The organism is Gottschalkiaceae bacterium SANA (genome assembly GCA_036323355.1).
GTDB lineage: Bacteria > Bacillota > Clostridia > Tissierellales > GPF-1 > GPF-1.
On sequence record AP028876.1, the window covers coordinates 3196128 to 3213480 of the forward strand.

Annotated in this window: 18 protein-coding genes; 2 read left to right on the forward strand and 16 right to left on the reverse strand. The window is 41.7% G+C overall.

Annotated elements, in window-relative coordinates:
* Positions 1 to 12: 12 nt before the first annotated feature.
* The 15 genes from AC25CA_RS15430 to AC25CA_RS15500 all read right to left on the reverse strand — a co-directional run bounded on the left by AC25CA_RS15430 (position 13) and on the right by AC25CA_RS15500 (position 15186).
* Positions 13 to 711, reverse strand: a complete 699-nt coding sequence (locus tag AC25CA_RS15430) for an ABC transporter ATP-binding protein (RefSeq protein ID WP_486814732.1) — start codon at positions 709 to 711, stop codon at positions 13 to 15.
* Positions 704 to 1477, reverse strand: a complete 774-nt coding sequence (locus AC25CA_RS15435; protein WP_486814733.1) for an ABC transporter ATP-binding protein — start codon at positions 1475 to 1477, stop codon at positions 704 to 706. The genes AC25CA_RS15430 and AC25CA_RS15435 overlap by 8 nt, the downstream gene beginning before the upstream one ends.
* Positions 1474 to 2364, reverse strand: a complete 891-nt coding sequence (locus AC25CA_RS15440; RefSeq protein ID WP_486814734.1) for a branched-chain amino acid ABC transporter permease — start codon at positions 2362 to 2364, stop codon at positions 1474 to 1476. Before AC25CA_RS15440 ends, AC25CA_RS15435 begins: the two co-directional genes overlap by 4 nt.
* 15 nt (positions 2365 to 2379) lie before the next feature.
* Complete coding sequence (locus AC25CA_RS15445) at positions 2380 to 3252, reverse strand: branched-chain amino acid ABC transporter permease (protein WP_486814735.1); 873 nt, start codon at positions 3250 to 3252, stop codon at positions 2380 to 2382.
* A gap of 201 nt (positions 3253 to 3453) precedes the next feature.
* Entirely contained in the window at positions 3454 to 4638 is a 1185-nt protein-coding gene (locus tag AC25CA_RS15450) for an ABC transporter substrate-binding protein (protein ID WP_486814736.1), read from the reverse strand.
* A gap of 140 nt (positions 4639 to 4778) precedes the next feature.
* Positions 4779 to 5708: a sugar-binding transcriptional regulator gene (locus AC25CA_RS15455; RefSeq protein WP_486814737.1), complete on the reverse strand. Its 930-nt coding sequence runs from the start codon at positions 5706 to 5708 to the stop codon at positions 4779 to 4781.
* A 585-nt stretch (positions 5709 to 6293) separates the two neighbouring features.
* Entirely contained in the window at positions 6294 to 7181 is an 888-nt protein-coding gene (locus tag AC25CA_RS15460) for a C-GCAxxG-C-C family protein (protein ID WP_486814738.1), read from the reverse strand.
* Between the two features lie 43 nt (positions 7182 to 7224).
* Entirely contained in the window at positions 7225 to 8259 is a 1035-nt protein-coding gene (locus AC25CA_RS15465; RefSeq protein WP_486814739.1) for a zinc-dependent alcohol dehydrogenase, read from the reverse strand.
* 25 nt (positions 8260 to 8284) lie between these two features.
* Entirely contained in the window at positions 8285 to 9226 is a 942-nt protein-coding gene (locus tag AC25CA_RS15470; protein WP_486814740.1) for a sugar-binding transcriptional regulator, read from the reverse strand.
* Between the two features lie 182 nt (positions 9227 to 9408).
* Positions 9409 to 10659 (reverse strand): PTS galactitol transporter subunit IIC, encoded by a 1251-nt coding sequence (locus AC25CA_RS15475; protein ID WP_486814741.1) that lies wholly within the window; start codon positions 10657 to 10659, stop codon positions 9409 to 9411.
* A gap of 15 nt (positions 10660 to 10674) precedes the next feature.
* Positions 10675 to 10980: a PTS sugar transporter subunit IIB gene (locus tag AC25CA_RS15480; protein ID WP_486814742.1), complete on the reverse strand. Its 306-nt coding sequence runs from the start codon at positions 10978 to 10980 to the stop codon at positions 10675 to 10677.
* A gap of 41 nt (positions 10981 to 11021) precedes the next feature.
* Positions 11022 to 11477, reverse strand: a complete 456-nt coding sequence (locus tag AC25CA_RS15485) for a PTS sugar transporter subunit IIA (RefSeq protein WP_486814743.1) — start codon at positions 11475 to 11477, stop codon at positions 11022 to 11024.
* 392 nt (positions 11478 to 11869) lie between these two features.
* Complete coding sequence (locus tag AC25CA_RS15490; RefSeq protein WP_486814744.1) at positions 11870 to 12478, reverse strand: type IV pilin protein; 609 nt, start codon at positions 12476 to 12478, stop codon at positions 11870 to 11872.
* 76 nt (positions 12479 to 12554) lie between these two features.
* A complete protein-coding gene (locus tag AC25CA_RS15495) occupies positions 12555 to 14111 on the reverse strand; it encodes a cobalamin-dependent protein (protein WP_486814745.1) in 1557 nt (518 codons plus the stop codon).
* A 10-nt stretch (positions 14112 to 14121) separates the two neighbouring features.
* Positions 14122 to 15186, reverse strand: a complete 1065-nt coding sequence (locus AC25CA_RS15500) for an NAD/NADP-dependent octopine/nopaline dehydrogenase family protein (RefSeq protein ID WP_486814746.1) — start codon at positions 15184 to 15186, stop codon at positions 14122 to 14124.
* A 174-nt stretch (positions 15187 to 15360) separates the two neighbouring features.
* On the opposite strand from AC25CA_RS15500, the gene AC25CA_RS15505 reads away from it, so the two are divergent.
* Together AC25CA_RS15505 and AC25CA_RS15510 are read left to right on the forward strand one after the other, a co-directional pair.
* On the forward strand, positions 15361 to 15798 hold the full coding sequence (locus AC25CA_RS15505) for a DMT family transporter (protein WP_486814747.1): 438 nt from the start codon (positions 15361 to 15363) through the stop codon (positions 15796 to 15798).
* Positions 15795 to 16238 carry a DMT family transporter gene (locus tag AC25CA_RS15510; RefSeq protein WP_486814748.1) on the forward strand — a complete coding sequence of 148 codons (444 nt, stop codon included), beginning with the start codon at positions 15795 to 15797 and terminating at the stop codon, positions 16236 to 16238. The genes AC25CA_RS15505 and AC25CA_RS15510 overlap by 4 nt, the downstream gene beginning before the upstream one ends.
* 121 nt (positions 16239 to 16359) lie before the next feature.
* Here AC25CA_RS15510 and AC25CA_RS15515 read toward each other — a convergent pair whose 3' ends face one another.
* A complete protein-coding gene (locus AC25CA_RS15515) occupies positions 16360 to 17349 on the reverse strand; it encodes a transketolase family protein (protein ID WP_486814749.1) in 990 nt (329 codons plus the stop codon).
* Positions 17350 to 17353: the final 4 nt, after the last annotated feature.

The following is a 17353-nucleotide window of genomic DNA, read 5'->3' on the forward strand; positions in this document are numbered from 1 at the left end:
AATAACCTCCGTCTATCCTAAGTACGCCTTCATTAATTCTGGATCATTTCGCAAGTCTTCCGGCTTTCCTGATTTCTCAATCACGCCTGTTGACATCAAATACGCACGATCACAAATCTTAAGGGCTTTCATCGCGTTTTGCTCGACAATTAATATCGCCACACCGCGTCTATTAATTTCTTTAACAATTTCAAAGATCTGATTTACAATCAATGGCGCCAATCCAAGGGAAGGCTCATCGAGAATCATCAATTTTGGATTTGCCATCAGTCCCCGACCAACCGCCAGCATTTGCTGCTCGCCGCCAGATAAGTGACCACCGTACTGATCCTTCCGCTCCAGAAGACGCGGAAACAATTCATATACTTCAATTAGATCTTTTTCAATTTGCTCTTTGTCCTTTCGAAGGAAAGAACCAATCATTAAGTTTTCGTATACCGTTAAGTTTGAGAAAATTTGTCTTCCCTCTGGTACATGAACAATTCCTTTTCCAACGACTTGATAGGGTACCCGTGGCATTTCTTCTCCGTCAAATTGAACAGAACCCTCGGTTTGCTTCATCACACCAGAGATGGTTTTCAACAAGGTTGACTTGCCCGCTCCATTGGACCCTAGTACCGCTACAATTTCGCCTTCGTTCACATCGATGCTCACCCCGCGAAGGGCCTTAATTCCGCCGTAACCAGCGTGAAGGTTATCAATCTTAAGCATCGTCTTCACCTCCTAGGTAGGCTTCAATTACCGCAGGATTACACTTGACTTCATCAGGTGAACCCATGCAAATGGTAGAACCGAAGTTCAATACCGCAATCTCGTCACAAAGACTCATAACGAAATCCATATGATGCTCAATCAAAAGAATGGTCAAGTCAAAGTTTTCATGAATGTTTTGAATAAATCGAACCAATTCTTCCGATTCCTTTTCATTCATGCCCGCAGCTGGCTCATCTAGCAGCAAAAGATGCGGATTTGTTGCCAATGCTCGCGCGATCTCTAGTTTTCTTTGATGACCATAAGGCAATGCGCCTGCAGTATCGTCTTTCATGTCTTCCAGTCCAACGATTTGCAAAAGCTTCAAACATTTTTCCTTGATATCTTCTTCGTCTTTCTTAAAACGGCCAAATTTTGTCATGGCTTCAAAAATACCATATTTCGCATCCACATGACAGGCGATTATAACGTTGTCTAGAACGCTTAAATTGCCAAACAATCGGATGTTTTGGAAGGTTCTTGCGATTCCTAAATTGGAAATCTCATAGGGTGCCTTACCAACAATGCTTTCCCCATTTAAAGCAATATCTCCCATAGTTGGATCATAAATTCCTGTGATTGTGTTAAAAATCGTTGTTTTTCCAGCTCCATTCGGTCCGATCAATCCATAAATTTTGCCCTTTTCCAAGGTTACGGAGAAATCGTTGATCGCCTTAACGCCACCGAAATGTTTATGTAGGTTTGTAATCGTTAAGATCGGCTTCATTTTCCATCACCTTTCGTTGGGTTTGAATTCTTTTTAAAGATTCGCTCGTAGAGCGTAAAGATCGGTCGAAGAGAAAATTCTCGATATCCCATCAAGCCACTTGGCTTTAATACGATAATAATTACAACGGCTAGACCGTACAAAAGCATGCGATATTCGGCAGCCGACCGGAATATTTCCGGAAGAACCGTCAAAAGAATCGTTGCCAATACAGACCCGGATAAAGAACCCAAGCCTCCGATAACCACGGTAATGGTCAATTCAGCCGATTTTGGCAGGTTGAACATAATGGGTGAAATAAACATATAATAGTGAGCCAAGAGTGCGCCCGCCATACCCGCGTAAAAAGCGGAAATCATAAAGGAATATTCCTTAAATTTCGCGGTGTCAATTCCTACGGCTTCTGCGGCAATTTCCTGCTCGCGGATGGCCATCAAGTTGCGTCCATACTTCGATCGAAGAAAGTTCCATGCGCCTAGAAAGGCCAGAACGGTCATCCCAACCGCAATAAACATGGTTGTTTTTGGCGGAATTCCTGACAAACCTCGAGCACCACCGGTAATCGGTTCTGCAAAGAGAAATAATAGTCGAATGGATTCGCCGAATCCTAAAGTTGTAATTAAAAAGTAGTCACCTTTTAATTTTAGTGTTAATTTTCCTAAACCAAGTGCAACAATTGCCGCGATGCATGGTCCTGCAACCAATACAACGGGAAAAGGTGCCCCATATTTTGTCGTTAATATTGCCGATGCATATGCACCGATCGCCATAAACCCTGCGTTTCCAAAAGAGAACAAGCGTGTAAATCCTGTCAAAATGGAAACTCCAAGTACCGCGATCACGTTGATGCAGACCAGAATAATAACGCCTTCTACATATCCAGACATATCTTCACATCCTTCTTAGGCTTTATCTTGAATGTCTTTGCCCATCAGACCCGTTGGTCGAACAAGCAAGATCGCGATCAGTAAAATAAATGTAATTAAATCTCGTAAACCAGAATGAATATAAGCAGAAACCAAAGTCTCCAAAACCCCAATGCCCATGGCGCCAATGATGGCTCCTTGAACGGATCCCAATCCTCCGAATACCGAAGCGATAAAGGCTTTTAAGGCGACGTTGCCCAACTGCGGATAAACCGTATATTTCATTCCATACAATATTCCCGAAATACCAGCTAATGAACCGGCTAAAAAGAATACCAACATAATGTACTTATCAACGTTGATGCCCAAAAGTGATGCCGTTCCCATATTAGAAGAAGCAGCCTTGACCGCCAAACCAAATTTCGTTTTGGTAATCAAATACTCGAGACCAATGATGACAATAATAGCAATCGCAAGAGACACCAAGTCTAAAAGCCCGACTGACAAGCTTCCGATCTTGACTGCCCCAACAGGCAATACCTGCGGGAACATCTTGAATTTTGGTCCAAATACAACGATCGCCATGTTTTGGAAGGTTGTAGAAAGACCCATAGCTGCAATCATGAGAAACATCGTAGGTGAATTATTATCACGAATGCGTTTATATGCAATTTTTTCATTAAATACACTGATTAAGCCAGCGCCGACAATTGCCAGAATTACGGCAAAAATAAAGGGCATCTGCAAGGATGTCACGGATAGGATGGCGATATAAGCTCCTAACATCGCTACCTCTCCATGGGCCCAGTTAGAAAAACCCAAAAGGCTGTAAATTAGCGCGTAGCCTGTGGCTAATAACGCATAGATCCCACCAACGGAGATCCCATTGATTAATTGTTGTAATAACAAGGTTCTCACCTCAATTGCTTAGATTTTTTGTTTCTTGTGTGAATTTTTTGTCTATCTTTAGAAAAACGCTTGATTTTTCATTTGGCTGTGTTACAGTAGATTTGATGATTTTCATTGATCAAGGGGGGGAGTAGGCGAACCATTTGGCCGCCTCCTCTTGATATGAGCGCCCGCTCTAACGGGCGCTTTATTTTTTTCTGCTTATGGTCTAAAGTCGCCTACAAATGTCTGTGTGTTATCTTTGATTTCATATACACTTACAGATTTGTCTGGGTTATGTGTCGCTGGATCAACAGTTAATTCACCCAAAAGACCGGCAAATCCTGTTGTGTTTTCCAACTCGTCTCGCAATTTAGCGATATCAACTTCACCCGCACGCTCAATCGCGTCTTTAATCCAGTACAAGCCGTCATGTCCGAATAATGCTTCTGTTTCAGGAACAAGTCCGTCATACATTTCAACATATGCGTCATAGTAAGGCTTTGTTACAGGGTTTGCAAATGATGGTTGAGATGTGTAATAACATCCTTCTAGTGCTGGACCAGCCATTGTGATCAACTCTTTTGAGTCCCAGCCGTCAGCGCCCAAGAAGATTGCATCGATTCCCAATTCACGTGCTTGATTTGCAATCAATGCTACGTCTTTATAAATCCAAGGAACCAAGATAACATCTGGATTTAAAGGAGCAATTTTTGACAATTGTGCACGGAAATCATTTTGACCTGATTGCGCTTCTACAATTGTTAATACTTCGCCGCCTTTAGCTTCAAATCCTTCAACAAAGAATTCAGTAACGCCTGCAGAGTAGTCAGAGTTCAAGTCCATGATTACTGCTGCATTTTTCGCTTGAAGTTCATCCATAGCGAATGCTGCCAAAACTTTGCCTTGGAACGGATCAATAAATCCAATTCGGAAAGAATATGGATGAAGATTTCCGTTTTCATCAACTGTTACCAATGGGTTTGATGCTGCAGTTGCGATCGCAGGAACTTCCATTTGATCGGCTACGGCTGCCATTGGAATATTACAGCTTGAGAAGTTAGTTCCAACTACTGCGATTGCGCCGTCAGAAACGAGTTTCTTATATGCGTTTACCGAGTCAATTGGATCACCTTTGCCGTCAAGACCAATAATTTCAACTGGGCGTCCTAGGATGCCGCCTGCATCATTGATTTCTTTGGCTGTCAATTCCATACCATTCAATCCTGCTTGACCCCAAACTGCGGTTTCACCGGACAATGCTCCAACATAACCAATGACAATTGGCTCAACTGCTGGCTCTCCACCAGCTTCTGCTGCTGCTGGCTCACTAGCACAACCTGCTAGCATGGATACTGCGAGAAGTACAACGAGTAGTAAACTGAGTCGTTTTGAGAATGATTTCATTCTGTTTGTGTCCCCCTTCATTTCCCTCATTATTGGTTCCCCCCAATCACAATTCTACTTTACTGCTACTTTGACTGTTATCTGCTTCGCATCTACCAGTCCTATCAAACGTTTTCCCTTTATACAAACCCTTGCAATCATTATGCAAAGGAAAGCACCTCTCTAGCTGTTTCCAAATCTGTTACCAGAATATCCGGTATCCCCGTATGAAGAGCTCCTGCAATGGCTTTCGCCTTTTCTACTCCACCGGCTACACAAATTACTGTCTTCATGTTACTCATACTCGGCAGATCCACACCCATCAATACATCATCCAAATCGGATGAAAAGGCCTGACCACCTTTATCGAAAAACCGCATACACATATCTCCTACGGCTCCTTTTTCCTGTAAGTACTTAAACCACTGCTCACTTAAATGGTGTTCTTTAAATAGTACCGATTCCCTCGACATAGATCCAATCCCAATCAAGGAGATCGTTACTTCATTCCAAAGCTTCATAACATGGGTGATGGATTCGTCTTCCATTAAACCCGCTTTCACCATCGGATTGGCTACCACCGCTGGACAATACAAGATGCTCGGATCTGAATTGTAGATTTGTCCCAACCGTTTCGCCAATTCTACCGCTTGGATATTCTGTCCGCCGCCATTTAGTCCGCCAACGAGTTGAACAATCTCCACACCCTCTTTTTGCCCGGATGGCAATTGATTGACAACATGTAGTAAACTACTTCCCCACGAAATCCCAATTACATCTTTCGGCGTCGCAATCCGCTGTAATGCGTCGGCTCCAGCTTGACCCATCGCGCGCAAACGATTTTCAACCGAAGACCGAACGATAATGGCCTCCCTCAACTTAAACTTTTTCTCCATTTCGGATTCAAGCCGTTGATTAGTATCCACGGGATACTTGATGTTAACCTGCACCATGCCCATTCGTTTCGCTTCTGCCAACATTCGGCTGACCTTTGCTGAAGACAACGATAGATTTCTAGCAATTTCAGTTTGTGTCATTTCATCAATATAGTAATTGTGTGCAATTTTCGCCAACAGACGCTCATGTGTCATGTCTTCCACCAACCTTTGCAAGAAATTACTTGTGCAAAATCTTTCACTACTGAAAAATCTTACAATGCAAGTATATCAAGTCATGCAAAGGATTTCCAGTATTTTTGATTAATTAAACTTTTAACAACCTTCGAATTCCTCCTAAGTGTTCATTCTCTGGGATTCTATGCCTCAAAAAAACTCCAACTTTTTTTGAAGTAGTAAAATATTTTTGAAATTTCTTTCATTTATTTATAATGATTACAAATCGTAGTTTTCGTCAATCCTCTCTTTTTCATCATTGATCCTTTATACAAACCATATTTTCCCCCACTACAAAAGCCATTTAATTGACGCTTTAACATTCAAAGATAAATTCATCACTGAAAAAATTGTCAGCAACCTTTCTATTCAAGGGCATAGCAAACTTACGGTATAACATGTGTCTATTAAGTACGCCCAAAGGCTGAACTTATACAACAAAAAAAGCCACCGACAAACAATTTCTCACCTGTCAGTGACTTCTACCCTAGCTATTCAAACTTCATTAGCAAATCAAATTGATATAAGAAATCCACCTAATTTTTCATACCGTAAAACCCTTACTTATTTTACAAACCCTTCTTCATATAGTATTTCTAAAACCCAAGACGCCGCTGTACCAACAACTGCAGGGCACTTGTCTCGACTATGCGCGCCCGCTTCCTCAAAAATCGGCTTATCCGCATCAACACGCAGACAAAACGGCCTGCCTAATATTTCTTTATGTATTTCGCTGCAAATTACAGTCCCATAGGTTTGAATAAAACGGTCGTGCAATCTTTTTGTCAGTGCATAGCATCGATCTTTTTCCACACGATCTCCATCAAAACTTTCAATCCTCCGTCCCGCAAAAAGTCCAAGTGAAAGTATCCCTCCAGAATAGCCACCGCATGCTCCATCACAATATAGTGCCATTCCTGCAGCCAAACCGTTTGCTGCACGGAAAAGAACAGGTTCTTCCCGATCCAACACGCGCAACACAGCTGCAATTGTGCACTGTGCACACCCCTTGTAATCCTGCTCATATTGATATCCCAGCTCATATCCCTTTCGCATCAATCCTACTTTATCCTCCGCTTCTGCCCAAGAAGGATCGTTGCTCAGCCGAATCATCATTGCAACCAATTCCGGTTGCCGTTCCCAAGATGTATACGCAATTATATTTTTTTTAATATCCTTTCCTTCAAACACCCCAGAATCAACCGTCTTAATCCATTGAGTTGCCAATCCAACACTATAAAAAGGCCATTTCCCCATCAACCTAATCTCAAAAATCAAATTCAAAAGTGCTGAAAAATCTTCAGGCCAGATTCCCATTCCAACCAAGAAATTACTGTCTTTCCATTCTTCCGTTAATCCTATTGCATAGTTCGAAGTAGACACTACATCTCCATTCTTTTCGATCCACTTTACTGCTTTTGCCACAGCCTTCAGCACATTCGACTCCCTCATCTTCTTCTCCTTAAAAAATCCCCCAAATTGGAGGATTTTTAATCTACTTTGTTGGATCCAATAGGACCTTAATACCAACCTTGTTCTCAACGATCTGAAATGCCTTTTCCCATTCACTCATCGGCACTACATGCGTAACAATTAAATCCGTATTTAATTTTCCACTTTGAAGCATCTTCAAAGTCGTTTCCCACGCAGTCGGTACTTGTCCATGAGATCCGAACACATCTAATTCCTTCTTCTTGATATTATGAAAATCCGTTTCAATCGGCGTTGTGAATACACCCATCGGTACAAACCGGCCACGTCTTCGAACCACTCTCATTGCCATGTCAACCGCATGAACATTTCCAGTTGCTTCAACAACTACATCTGCTCCGAATCCTTCCGTCATTTCTTTCACGATTGCTTCAAGATCCTCATTTTGAATATCTACCACTCGATCAATACCCATTTTCAATGCTGCGTCCATTCTCAATTTATCCGAAGTCAATCCAGCCAGCACGACAGTGCCGCCCTGTGCTTTTGCCACTTGCGCTACACCCAAACCAATCGTACCCGGACCCATGACAACGACTACCTCGTTAACATATACTGGACAACGTTCCGCCAATGCATGCACACCACAAGCCAAGGGCTCAACACACGCAGCTTGTTCAAATGTCAATTCTTCTGGAATCGCCATAACACTTTTCCCCCATGCGACTACATACTCGGCAAATCCGCCATTTTGAGCAGAACCCAATCCTTTTCGCTCGGCACAATGATTATATAAGCCTTTCTTGCAAAATTGACAATTCCCACATACATGATAGGTTGTCTGCGTAATAACACGTTGCCCAACCTCAAATCCCTCTACATCTTGACCAACTTCATCGATAATACCAGCAATTTCATGACCCAAAACAACAGGGGGCTTTAATGCGAATCCACCTTGGTTAATATATACAACATCCGTCTGACATATACCGGCACGTGTCACCTTGATTCGAATCTGATCTTTCTCTATTTTCGGAATTTCTATCTCTCTAAGGAAAAAATTTCCTTTTTCTAAACTTTCTTTTACTAATGCTTTCATACTATACTCCTTATGCAAATCCACTTTATATTTGTCCATTCTTCACTAATCTGAGTATTTCATTGGCTGTTTCGTAATCAGAAATTAAAATATCGGGAATACCGCTTCTTAAGGCACCAACAATCGCCTTCACCTTCTCTAATCCACCTGCAGCACATACAACCGTGTTTACATTTTTAAGTTGTGAGAACTCAATCCCCATTAAAACATCATCCAATTTATCCGCACAAGGTTCCCCACTCTCGTCAAAGAATCTCATACAAATGTCTCCAACAGCATCCCTACCGCTTAAATAATCACACCACTCTGTATTCAAGTGATAATCTCGAAATAAGGGTGACTCCATCGATACACTTCCAATCCCCACTATAGCAATCGAAATTTGATTCCATAAATCCATCACCTGCTTAATCGAAGTATCTTCGATTAAGCCTTTTTTTACCGACTTATTGACAACGACAGCTGGGCAGTAGAGAATATTAGGTTCCGTGTTATATATTTGACTCAATCTCTTTGCCAACTCAATTGCCCGTATGTTTTGACCACCGCCACTCAACGAGCCTAGCATTTGAACAACTTTAATATCTTTCTTTTGCAACGTTGGTAATTGATTAACAACATGATAAACCGTATTTCCCCAGGAAATTCCAATTACATCCTTTGAAGTGGAAACCCGTTGAAGATAATTCGCTCCAGCTTGTCCGATCAACTCCATTCGGTTTCCCGGGGATGTTTTAACAATAATAACTTCTCTTAACCCAAAAATTTTTTCAAACTCATCTTCAAGAAACTGATCCGTATCAAGAGGATATTTAATACTCACTTGTACCATGCCTAGTCTTTTGGCTTCAACTAACATGCGACTTACTTTTGCATAGGATAAGGAAAGGACTGCCGCAATATCCCGCTGTGACATCTCTTTAATATAGTAATAGTGGGCAACTTTCGCTAATAATCGTTCATACATTTAGGAACCAACCTCATTTCATATTTGGAATAAATTTCACAAACGAAATTTATTCCAAAATCAGTATATCAGGATTTTTGAAATATATCCAGAACGCTAATCGCAATCATTTCCATTCTATATTTTATTCCTTCCCTTATCTGAGCAACTTTTCCATTCAGCTACCAACTATCGCTGCTTTCTTAACTAAAAATTCCAAAGAACTTTGTCACTACCCATCCAATCAATTCAATTCCCATGCTCATTGAAGAGGCTGATTGAACACCTGGTTCTACCAAACCGCTAGCTTTGCCTATTTCAGTTACAAGCGGTGCCATATCCGTAGCGATTAGCAAAATTGCAATAATCATAATTGTAGAAATCAAGATTGCCCGGAATGAATTCCGTTTTGCCGCCAGTACAGCAGCCGTAATAAAGTACGGTAACGCCGGCAGATCCATAAATGGTAGAAGTCGATTGCCCGGAAGAACCATTGCAATCAACAAGGTTACCGGTGTTAAGATCAACGCAGTTGTAATAACCTCCGAGTCACCAAGCATAATTGCAAAGTCCATTCCAATATTAACCTGTCTTCCTGGGAACCGTGCATTCATGAACTCTTGCGCACCGTTTGCAATTGGCGTTAAGCCTTCCATAAGAATTTTAACCATTCTTGGCAAAATCAACATGATACCAGCCATGTTCACACCAGTTACAATTGCTTTATCCCAGCCATATCCTGACAAGAATCCCAAACCAGTTCCAAGAATAAGTCCCAGAATCATCGGTTCAGCAAAAAAAGAATACTTCGAATTTGTGTTCTTTAAGTTGAAATTAATTTTATTCAATCCTGGAATCTTATCAATTAATTTATCGATTAATGAACATAAGTAATACATAACCGGAAAACTGGCAGTTGTAATCGTAACACCTGAGTATCCCAAAAATTTTTCTAATTGCTTCGCAGGCCTGTCTGCCAAAAACAAAACAACACCCCCGTAAATTGCACCAGCAATACATCCCAGAATCATGCTTCCCGTCATGATTTTAACAATCGATGCACATAAAATAAAGTGCCAAAAATTCCATAAATCTACGTTCAATGTGTTGGTTAAATTCAAGAATAGCATCAATACATTGACACCGATCAAAATAGCGAACATCGCTGCAACCAGAGTGCCATCACTAAATGCAATCCCCGCCGCAACCGGCCATCCGAGATCCACAGTGTTCAATGCCAGGTTCCACTTGGTTGACAATGCTTCTACCAAACCACCCAGATTAGTCCACATCAATCCTGCGACAAGCCCGATTCCAATAAAGCCAATCCCGACAGATAAACCTGCTCGAAGTGATTTTTTCAATGGAACTCGTAGCATCAAACCGAGTAATGTAATAATAACCGGCATCATAACCGAAGCACCTAAATCTAAAATTGTTTGAATAAATACCATATTCCCCACCTCTCTTTACTTGTCTTTTCCCGTTAAACACGCATACATTTTATCCAGAAGGTCTTCTTTATTTTGATTCAAAAGAATTGGAATTCCACTAAAACCAGGAATTCCGTTCAAATTCACACTTTCTAAAGACGTTGTTGCAACTACAAGATCCGGAGCAAAACTCTGAATCTTACTATTCGCCTCATTGACATTACACTCACATATATTCAAATTTTCAATTCCCCGTTCTCTTAAACCCTCTTTAATTCGCTCTGCAACTAAAGTGGAAGTCGCTATTCCACTACCGCAAACTGACAGTACTTTGTATTCCATAAGCTCACCTCCTTCCCAAACCTTCATTAATTAACTTTCTTTTAAGAAAGCGAAAACCATTTACCTACAATCTCCACCAAGTCATCATCACTTTTTGCCGCTCTAAATTCATTTACAACCTGCTCATCTTGAAATAGGTCTGCCAATTTTTTCAGTCCCTGTATATGACCAGTCGCATCTTTCAAAGCTAACATAAAGATAAGTTCAACCTTAACGATTCCACCTAGTCCCATATGTTCAAATTCAATTGACTTTTCCAAGCGAGTCACACTCACCGCTGGTTCAAGGACATGTTCAGGGTCAGTATGGGGAATTGCAATGCCAAGCGTTTTAAATTGAAGTCCTGTTGCAAACTTCTCTTCCCGACATACAATCGCTTCTTCAAACGAATCTTTTACATATCCTGCTTGAACCATCTTACTAGCAAGTGCTCTTAATACGTCCTCCTTGCCTGCTGCGCTAAAGTTATTCATAATCAAGGCTTTTTTTATTTCCATACGATTCCATACCTTCTTTCAGTTTATTTTATTTGTAGATTGAAATTAGTTTCACGCTTGAAATTAATTTCATAATATCACAATTCACCTGAATATTCTATCTTTTTTTAAATAACTAGCTTTATTTTTTCTTATTCTATAGATCTATTGCAGAAGTTATTTGAAATTTTAATTCCTCTATTACTACACGAAACCCTTGATATAACAGGAATTCTCCCTTTTTACAGTTCCCTTCTCATGGGAATTATACGCAAATGAAAGTTGAATATCTTACGCTAGCTTTCATCGTCTATCAATGTCATAAACGAACGCCTGAATTTTTTCATACTAAACCAATCCGTATTTTTCGCACAAAAAAAGCCTATGAAAATTTCATAGGCTTTTTCTAATTATTAATAATACTGGCTCATATCCAAATCAATTTGCTTACTAGAAGCTTCGCCCTCACGATTGATCCAATAAATCATAATATGATGAGTTGATTCATTAAAATAACCAACAACCATGCCGGCAGCACCTTCCTTCGCACTAGCCAGACTCAATCCGCCTGCAGGATTTAAAGCCGATGCATTGCTTAGCATCACACCACGATTTTTAAAGGGATCGTTTTTCACTAAACTGACACTATGCCAGTTGACGATGCCATCCTTGTCTGAGTAGGGATTGGTAAATCCCCAGGTTGTCGTGTTATCAGCATCACCACTTCCATTCAATAATTCAATCTCATCTTCAATAATGCCAGACAATGAAGCATCATGCTCTTCAGATGATGTATTCCCATCAGCTTCATTCGCCTCATAATATCGAGTTGGATTTTTGGTGGCTTGTACATGAACAATTAACTCCTTCAACATTTGACAATTTGCATCCATAGCACGTTCTAAAGCCCGTTCCTGAATATGCATATATCCCGGCACTGCAATACTCAAAATAATCCCCAAAATCGCTAAAGTCACAATTAGTTCGATCAGGGTGAATCCCTGCTCTTGGTTTTTCTTCATTAGAAACACCCTCCTTTTTATAGAAAAGTTTATCATACTTCCTCTACAAAAAGAGTGGTATGTAAGAAAATGTAAACTATAAGCGCACGCATTTTCCCTCTTCAATAACCGTTTCTACCTTTCCTTGAGCAAAAGAAAATCCCTTTAAGGCTGGAGCATCCAAGATCCCTTGCTTTATCGCTTCCACCAGGGTATTTGGCTCATGGAGCGGCCCTATAGCTCGGATCTTCCTAAAAATTTTCTCACCTTGATCCAAGAGTTCCTCTACTCGTTCCTTCACTTCAGGATCACACATGGGATCTGGCAGACCCCGATTTGCCAACAGAACAGCTTGGTCCACCATTAAAACCGATTCTAAAATTTCATCTGCCCTTGCACGGCGTTTTGCTTCGCAAAAGGCAACAACATGTACAATGTCCGGTTTAAGCGCCATTCCATAACTCATCTGAAAAATAAGATTACCCTTTGCTAAATTCTCATCGGCAGGACAAGATAAAAGACCTGTACGAATCATTCGATAAATACGAAAGTTTTTATCTTCTAGGCTTTCAATCCACATCATTTTGGCTATTTGTTTGGCCAAGTCCATTTTTGGAGATAATTTTGGTGGGGTCATCAGCATCATCTGCTGTACATATTCCTTTACCCCCATCTGCTTTGCCAAAAAAGCCCCCATATAAGCGGTCACAATCTCTGTTACATCATCGCAATAACGCAGTGCCCATTGATGAGACTCATTGGTTTCCACAGGAACACCAAGACTAACAGCTTTTTGAATCGCACGCAGATTCTCTTCAATGGCCTCTTCCAAAGGACGCTCGCTTCGCCGATCTAGGTCCGAATACCAAGTAATTGGAATGGCAGACCATGCATTGTTTAAGATTCGATGGTGAAGTTCAACAAAACGATCCAATTGATTGGTACCCGCATAGCTGCGCACCAAAGGGAAGTTTCCTCGTCTGGTCGCTTGAAACAAGCGCTTCCAGTCATCTTCCGTGCGGATGGGGGCCCCGCCGGCTCCATCCTGGGCGCGATCCATTTTCTCCGGTTCAAAATAATACTGCTGGCAATTTTGATCCGGTGCCAAGGAAATGATATCCAGTAACTCGCTTTCCGCAAGCTTTTCTACCTCAATGATTGTTTCTTCCAAACTATCAAGGCCAATGTGATGGCGAATCAAGGGATAGGGCGATTTCCAATCCACCCGTTCTCTCAATGATTGGGGATGTTGCAATTCATGAATCTCCTCTTTCGAAGCCCGTAGGTACATCCGTGTTTTAATTTCGTTTTCCGACCCATCAAAGATTTCCTCAAATAAATCGAGCTCCCTGGCCACTTGACAGGTTTCTTGTGTACCGCCGAAGACGAAACGACGGTTCTTCCGCAATTCTCTCTCCTCTAGGTCAAAGAGGAACTGCCTTAAAATCTGAAAAGCACCTTCCCGATTTAACCGATAACTAATAGCAATTAAATCCGGATTTTCTTTTTCAACCGTATCCAACATAACTGCAATCGGAATTGCACTACCTAAATTGACAACTTCGTATCCCTCTTCCCGCGCAAGCATGGAGAAGCAATGAATACCCGCCGCATGCACATCTTCGCCCAATGCGCCAATTACAATCTTTTTCATTCCATCCCTCCTATCGATACTGCTCTAGATCCTTGACCGTGATCCCAAACTTTTCTAGGGTTCGGCCCGATGCCCGAAAATCCTGATCCATAACGGCACCCGCCAAATTAATAATCAATCCGATATGGGTCATGGGCAATCCAAACTGATGCCCTAGGCTTTCAATGGGTACCAAGCCACAAGGCACATCCTCCAAGAGATAACGTGTTTTTAGGGTTTTTGGCGCAATGATATTTCGATACACCTCATTAGATTGCACACACTCATAGAGATTCTTTCCCGACAAGCCATAGGTCTTTCTCATCCATTCATCGACAGGCTCAATGGGAATGCGCATTTGCTCAGCCAATTCAAGCACCTCTAGGTTCATCTTTTCTATGTAAGCCGCCACACTGGGGGTAATTCCTTCGTTGTAATAACGAAAACTGGTGGTTTCTGACTCCACACGTCCCAGATTAAAAAGCATAGGTGCACAGTGAAGCAGCATGCCGACATTTCCTAATGAGGTATAGAGCATATTTTTCACCGGGATAAAGATCTCTGCCAGTAAAGCCGGCAAAGCCAATTTTGCTTCCGCTAAACGTTCCGGATGAAGCGCAGAAAATCGAACTTCCTGCTTAATCCCGTGAATCTGCACTTCGTTATTCATTACCTTTCTAGCCGCATAGAGATTGGTAATGGCTTCTAGAATAACCGGCAACTCGGTTACGCCCATTCTCAACAGGGTCCGCTCAAACTCTAGGGCACCAAAGGTACGCCCGGGATGCAAGATGATCCGCTGATCTGGTTTTATCAACGGAGCCAAGCGTTTTGCGATATCGCCGTGAGCCGTCGCAGGCGTTGTCACCATAATCCATTGACAAGCCTCTATCGCAGCTCCTAGATCCGGTGTTATACAATGCAAAGCAACTTCCCCTCTCACTTCTCCTGTCATCTTCACCCGCTTGTCTTTCATCAGTTCCTGAATATTCTTCTTACTACGATTCCACAAGCACACTTCTTCTCCCAGCAACGTGAGGTGAGCGGCCATGGCAAGCCCAGAGTTTCCGGCACCCAGTACTGCAATTCGTTTCATCTTACTCTCCTTGTTTTTTATGGTTCCCATCGTTATTTGATCCTGTCCCCCCACTTAAACCACTTGCCTTCTCCTTATTATCTTTTTACCCGATTTTCTTATTTTTTACTCGTTATGACACATGTCCTATTTATTTTCTTAACAATCTCCTATACTAAGAACAGGAGGAAATCCATGGAAAGAAAACTTGCTATACCCTTTATCCTTTTCAGTGGTATGATCATCAGTCTAGCGAATGTAATGAGCGGAGTCCTCACTGCTAAAACCGGTCTATTGGCCGTTTCATTTTGGGTTCATTTAACCGGCACCATCCTTGCTCTTTTCTTCTATCTGAAAGATCGCAGAAAAGCATTGGTCTGGCTGCATGTCTTAAAGACTAATCCCAGCGCTTATTTAGGCGGATTATTCGGCGTGTTCGCCACGGTAATGATTGCCTATTCCGTGATGGAAATCGGCGCTTTTGTTTTAACCCTTCTTTTGATCGCCACACAATTAATCCTTTCAATCGTTGTGGATCATTTTGGGCTTTTTGGCTTTGCACGCAATCCACTCACCAAAGAGAAAGCAATCTCTATTTGTATGATTTTAGGCGGGGTGGTGATGTTGTCATGATCTTAGGCATTTCACTTGCCATGACCGCCGGTATTCTTTTATTCGGCGCACGCATTGTCAATTATCGGCTTGGTCACTCCTTGGGTATCGCCGGGGGAAGCTTTGCCAATCATTGGATCGGCACCGTAATCAGTGCTCTTATTTTGATCGTCTTGCAGATTCCTTTTATCGCTTCATCAGAACCCGTTGCTTGGTACGCTTGGTTGGGCGGCCCCATCGGAGCAGCCTTTGTTATGATCAGCAACTTGACCATGGGTTCTGTCTCCGTTATGATCTCTACCACCCTGATTTTTATCGGTCAGGTTGGAATGGGTATTCTCTTGGACTACACCATAACTAACCATTCAATTGCACCTAAGCAATTGCTGGGTGCCGCTCTAATTTTCGCGGGTATCCTATGGAACCAACGAGCGAATCGCAAACCAGAAAAATCATCCTGAATAATTAAGCTACCACATAACTTTCACCACCTAGCAAATGTATATGCCCGGCACAATACAGAAACGGCAATTCATCATTCAAGATGAATTGCCGTTTCCTATTAAGAACTATTTTGATTCACTATACCGCAGAATAATCTACAAATCTAATTTCTTCCAAATCCGTTTCTGACACACCGTAAGTATCACTCGTTAATTCTTCAACAGCGCGAATCAAAGCAATTGCATCTAATCCATATTTTCCCATCAAATACATCTTTGAAGCACCATGAGTATAAGTATCGTCAATGCCTACTTTAATCAATTTTTTGTTCAAACCATTCTCCGCAATCACATCTGCAACAGCCGAACCCAACCCTCCAATTTTCACATGATTTTCCATTGTAATGGTGCCATATTTCGATTTCTTGATCGATTCGATCACCAACGGATCAGTAAATGGTTTCAATGTGGAAATATGAACATGTTGAATCGAAAGACCGTATTTTCCCAAAACCGCAGTTGCACGCATCGCCTCTTCTGTACAAATGCTTGATGAAAATATAGTAACATCAGTACCTTCCCGCAACACGCGGCCTCTGTTGAATTCCATCGGTTGATCCTTAGGAAACAGGCGCGGCACATCTTTACGCAGCATTCGAATAAATACCGGTCCATTCACTTCTTCAGTCAGTTTTAGCACCGACTCAATTTCCGTTGCATCGCCAATGTCAAAAATGGTCATATTTGGAACATTTCTTAAAACGGCCACATCATTAATTGCCTGATGCGTCGTCCCCCCTGGTGTCATAATTCCAGGGAGAAAGGCCACAAAGGTAACCGGTAAATTTGGATATGCTACCGACATTTCCAACTGGTCCAATACCCTACGATATAAAAATACACCAAATGTATGTAAAAAAGGCCGATATCCCTCTCTAGCTAGGCCTGCCGCCCAGCTCACCATATTTTGCTCAGCGATTCCCATAGAAAAATACCGTTCTGGATATATTTGGGAAAACGCCTTGATTTCACAAGAACTTCCTAAATCAGCCGATAACACAATCGCTTCTTCATGGTCTTTTGCCCATTGAATTATACTTTTCGAATGTGTATTTGTTTCGATCACCATTTTT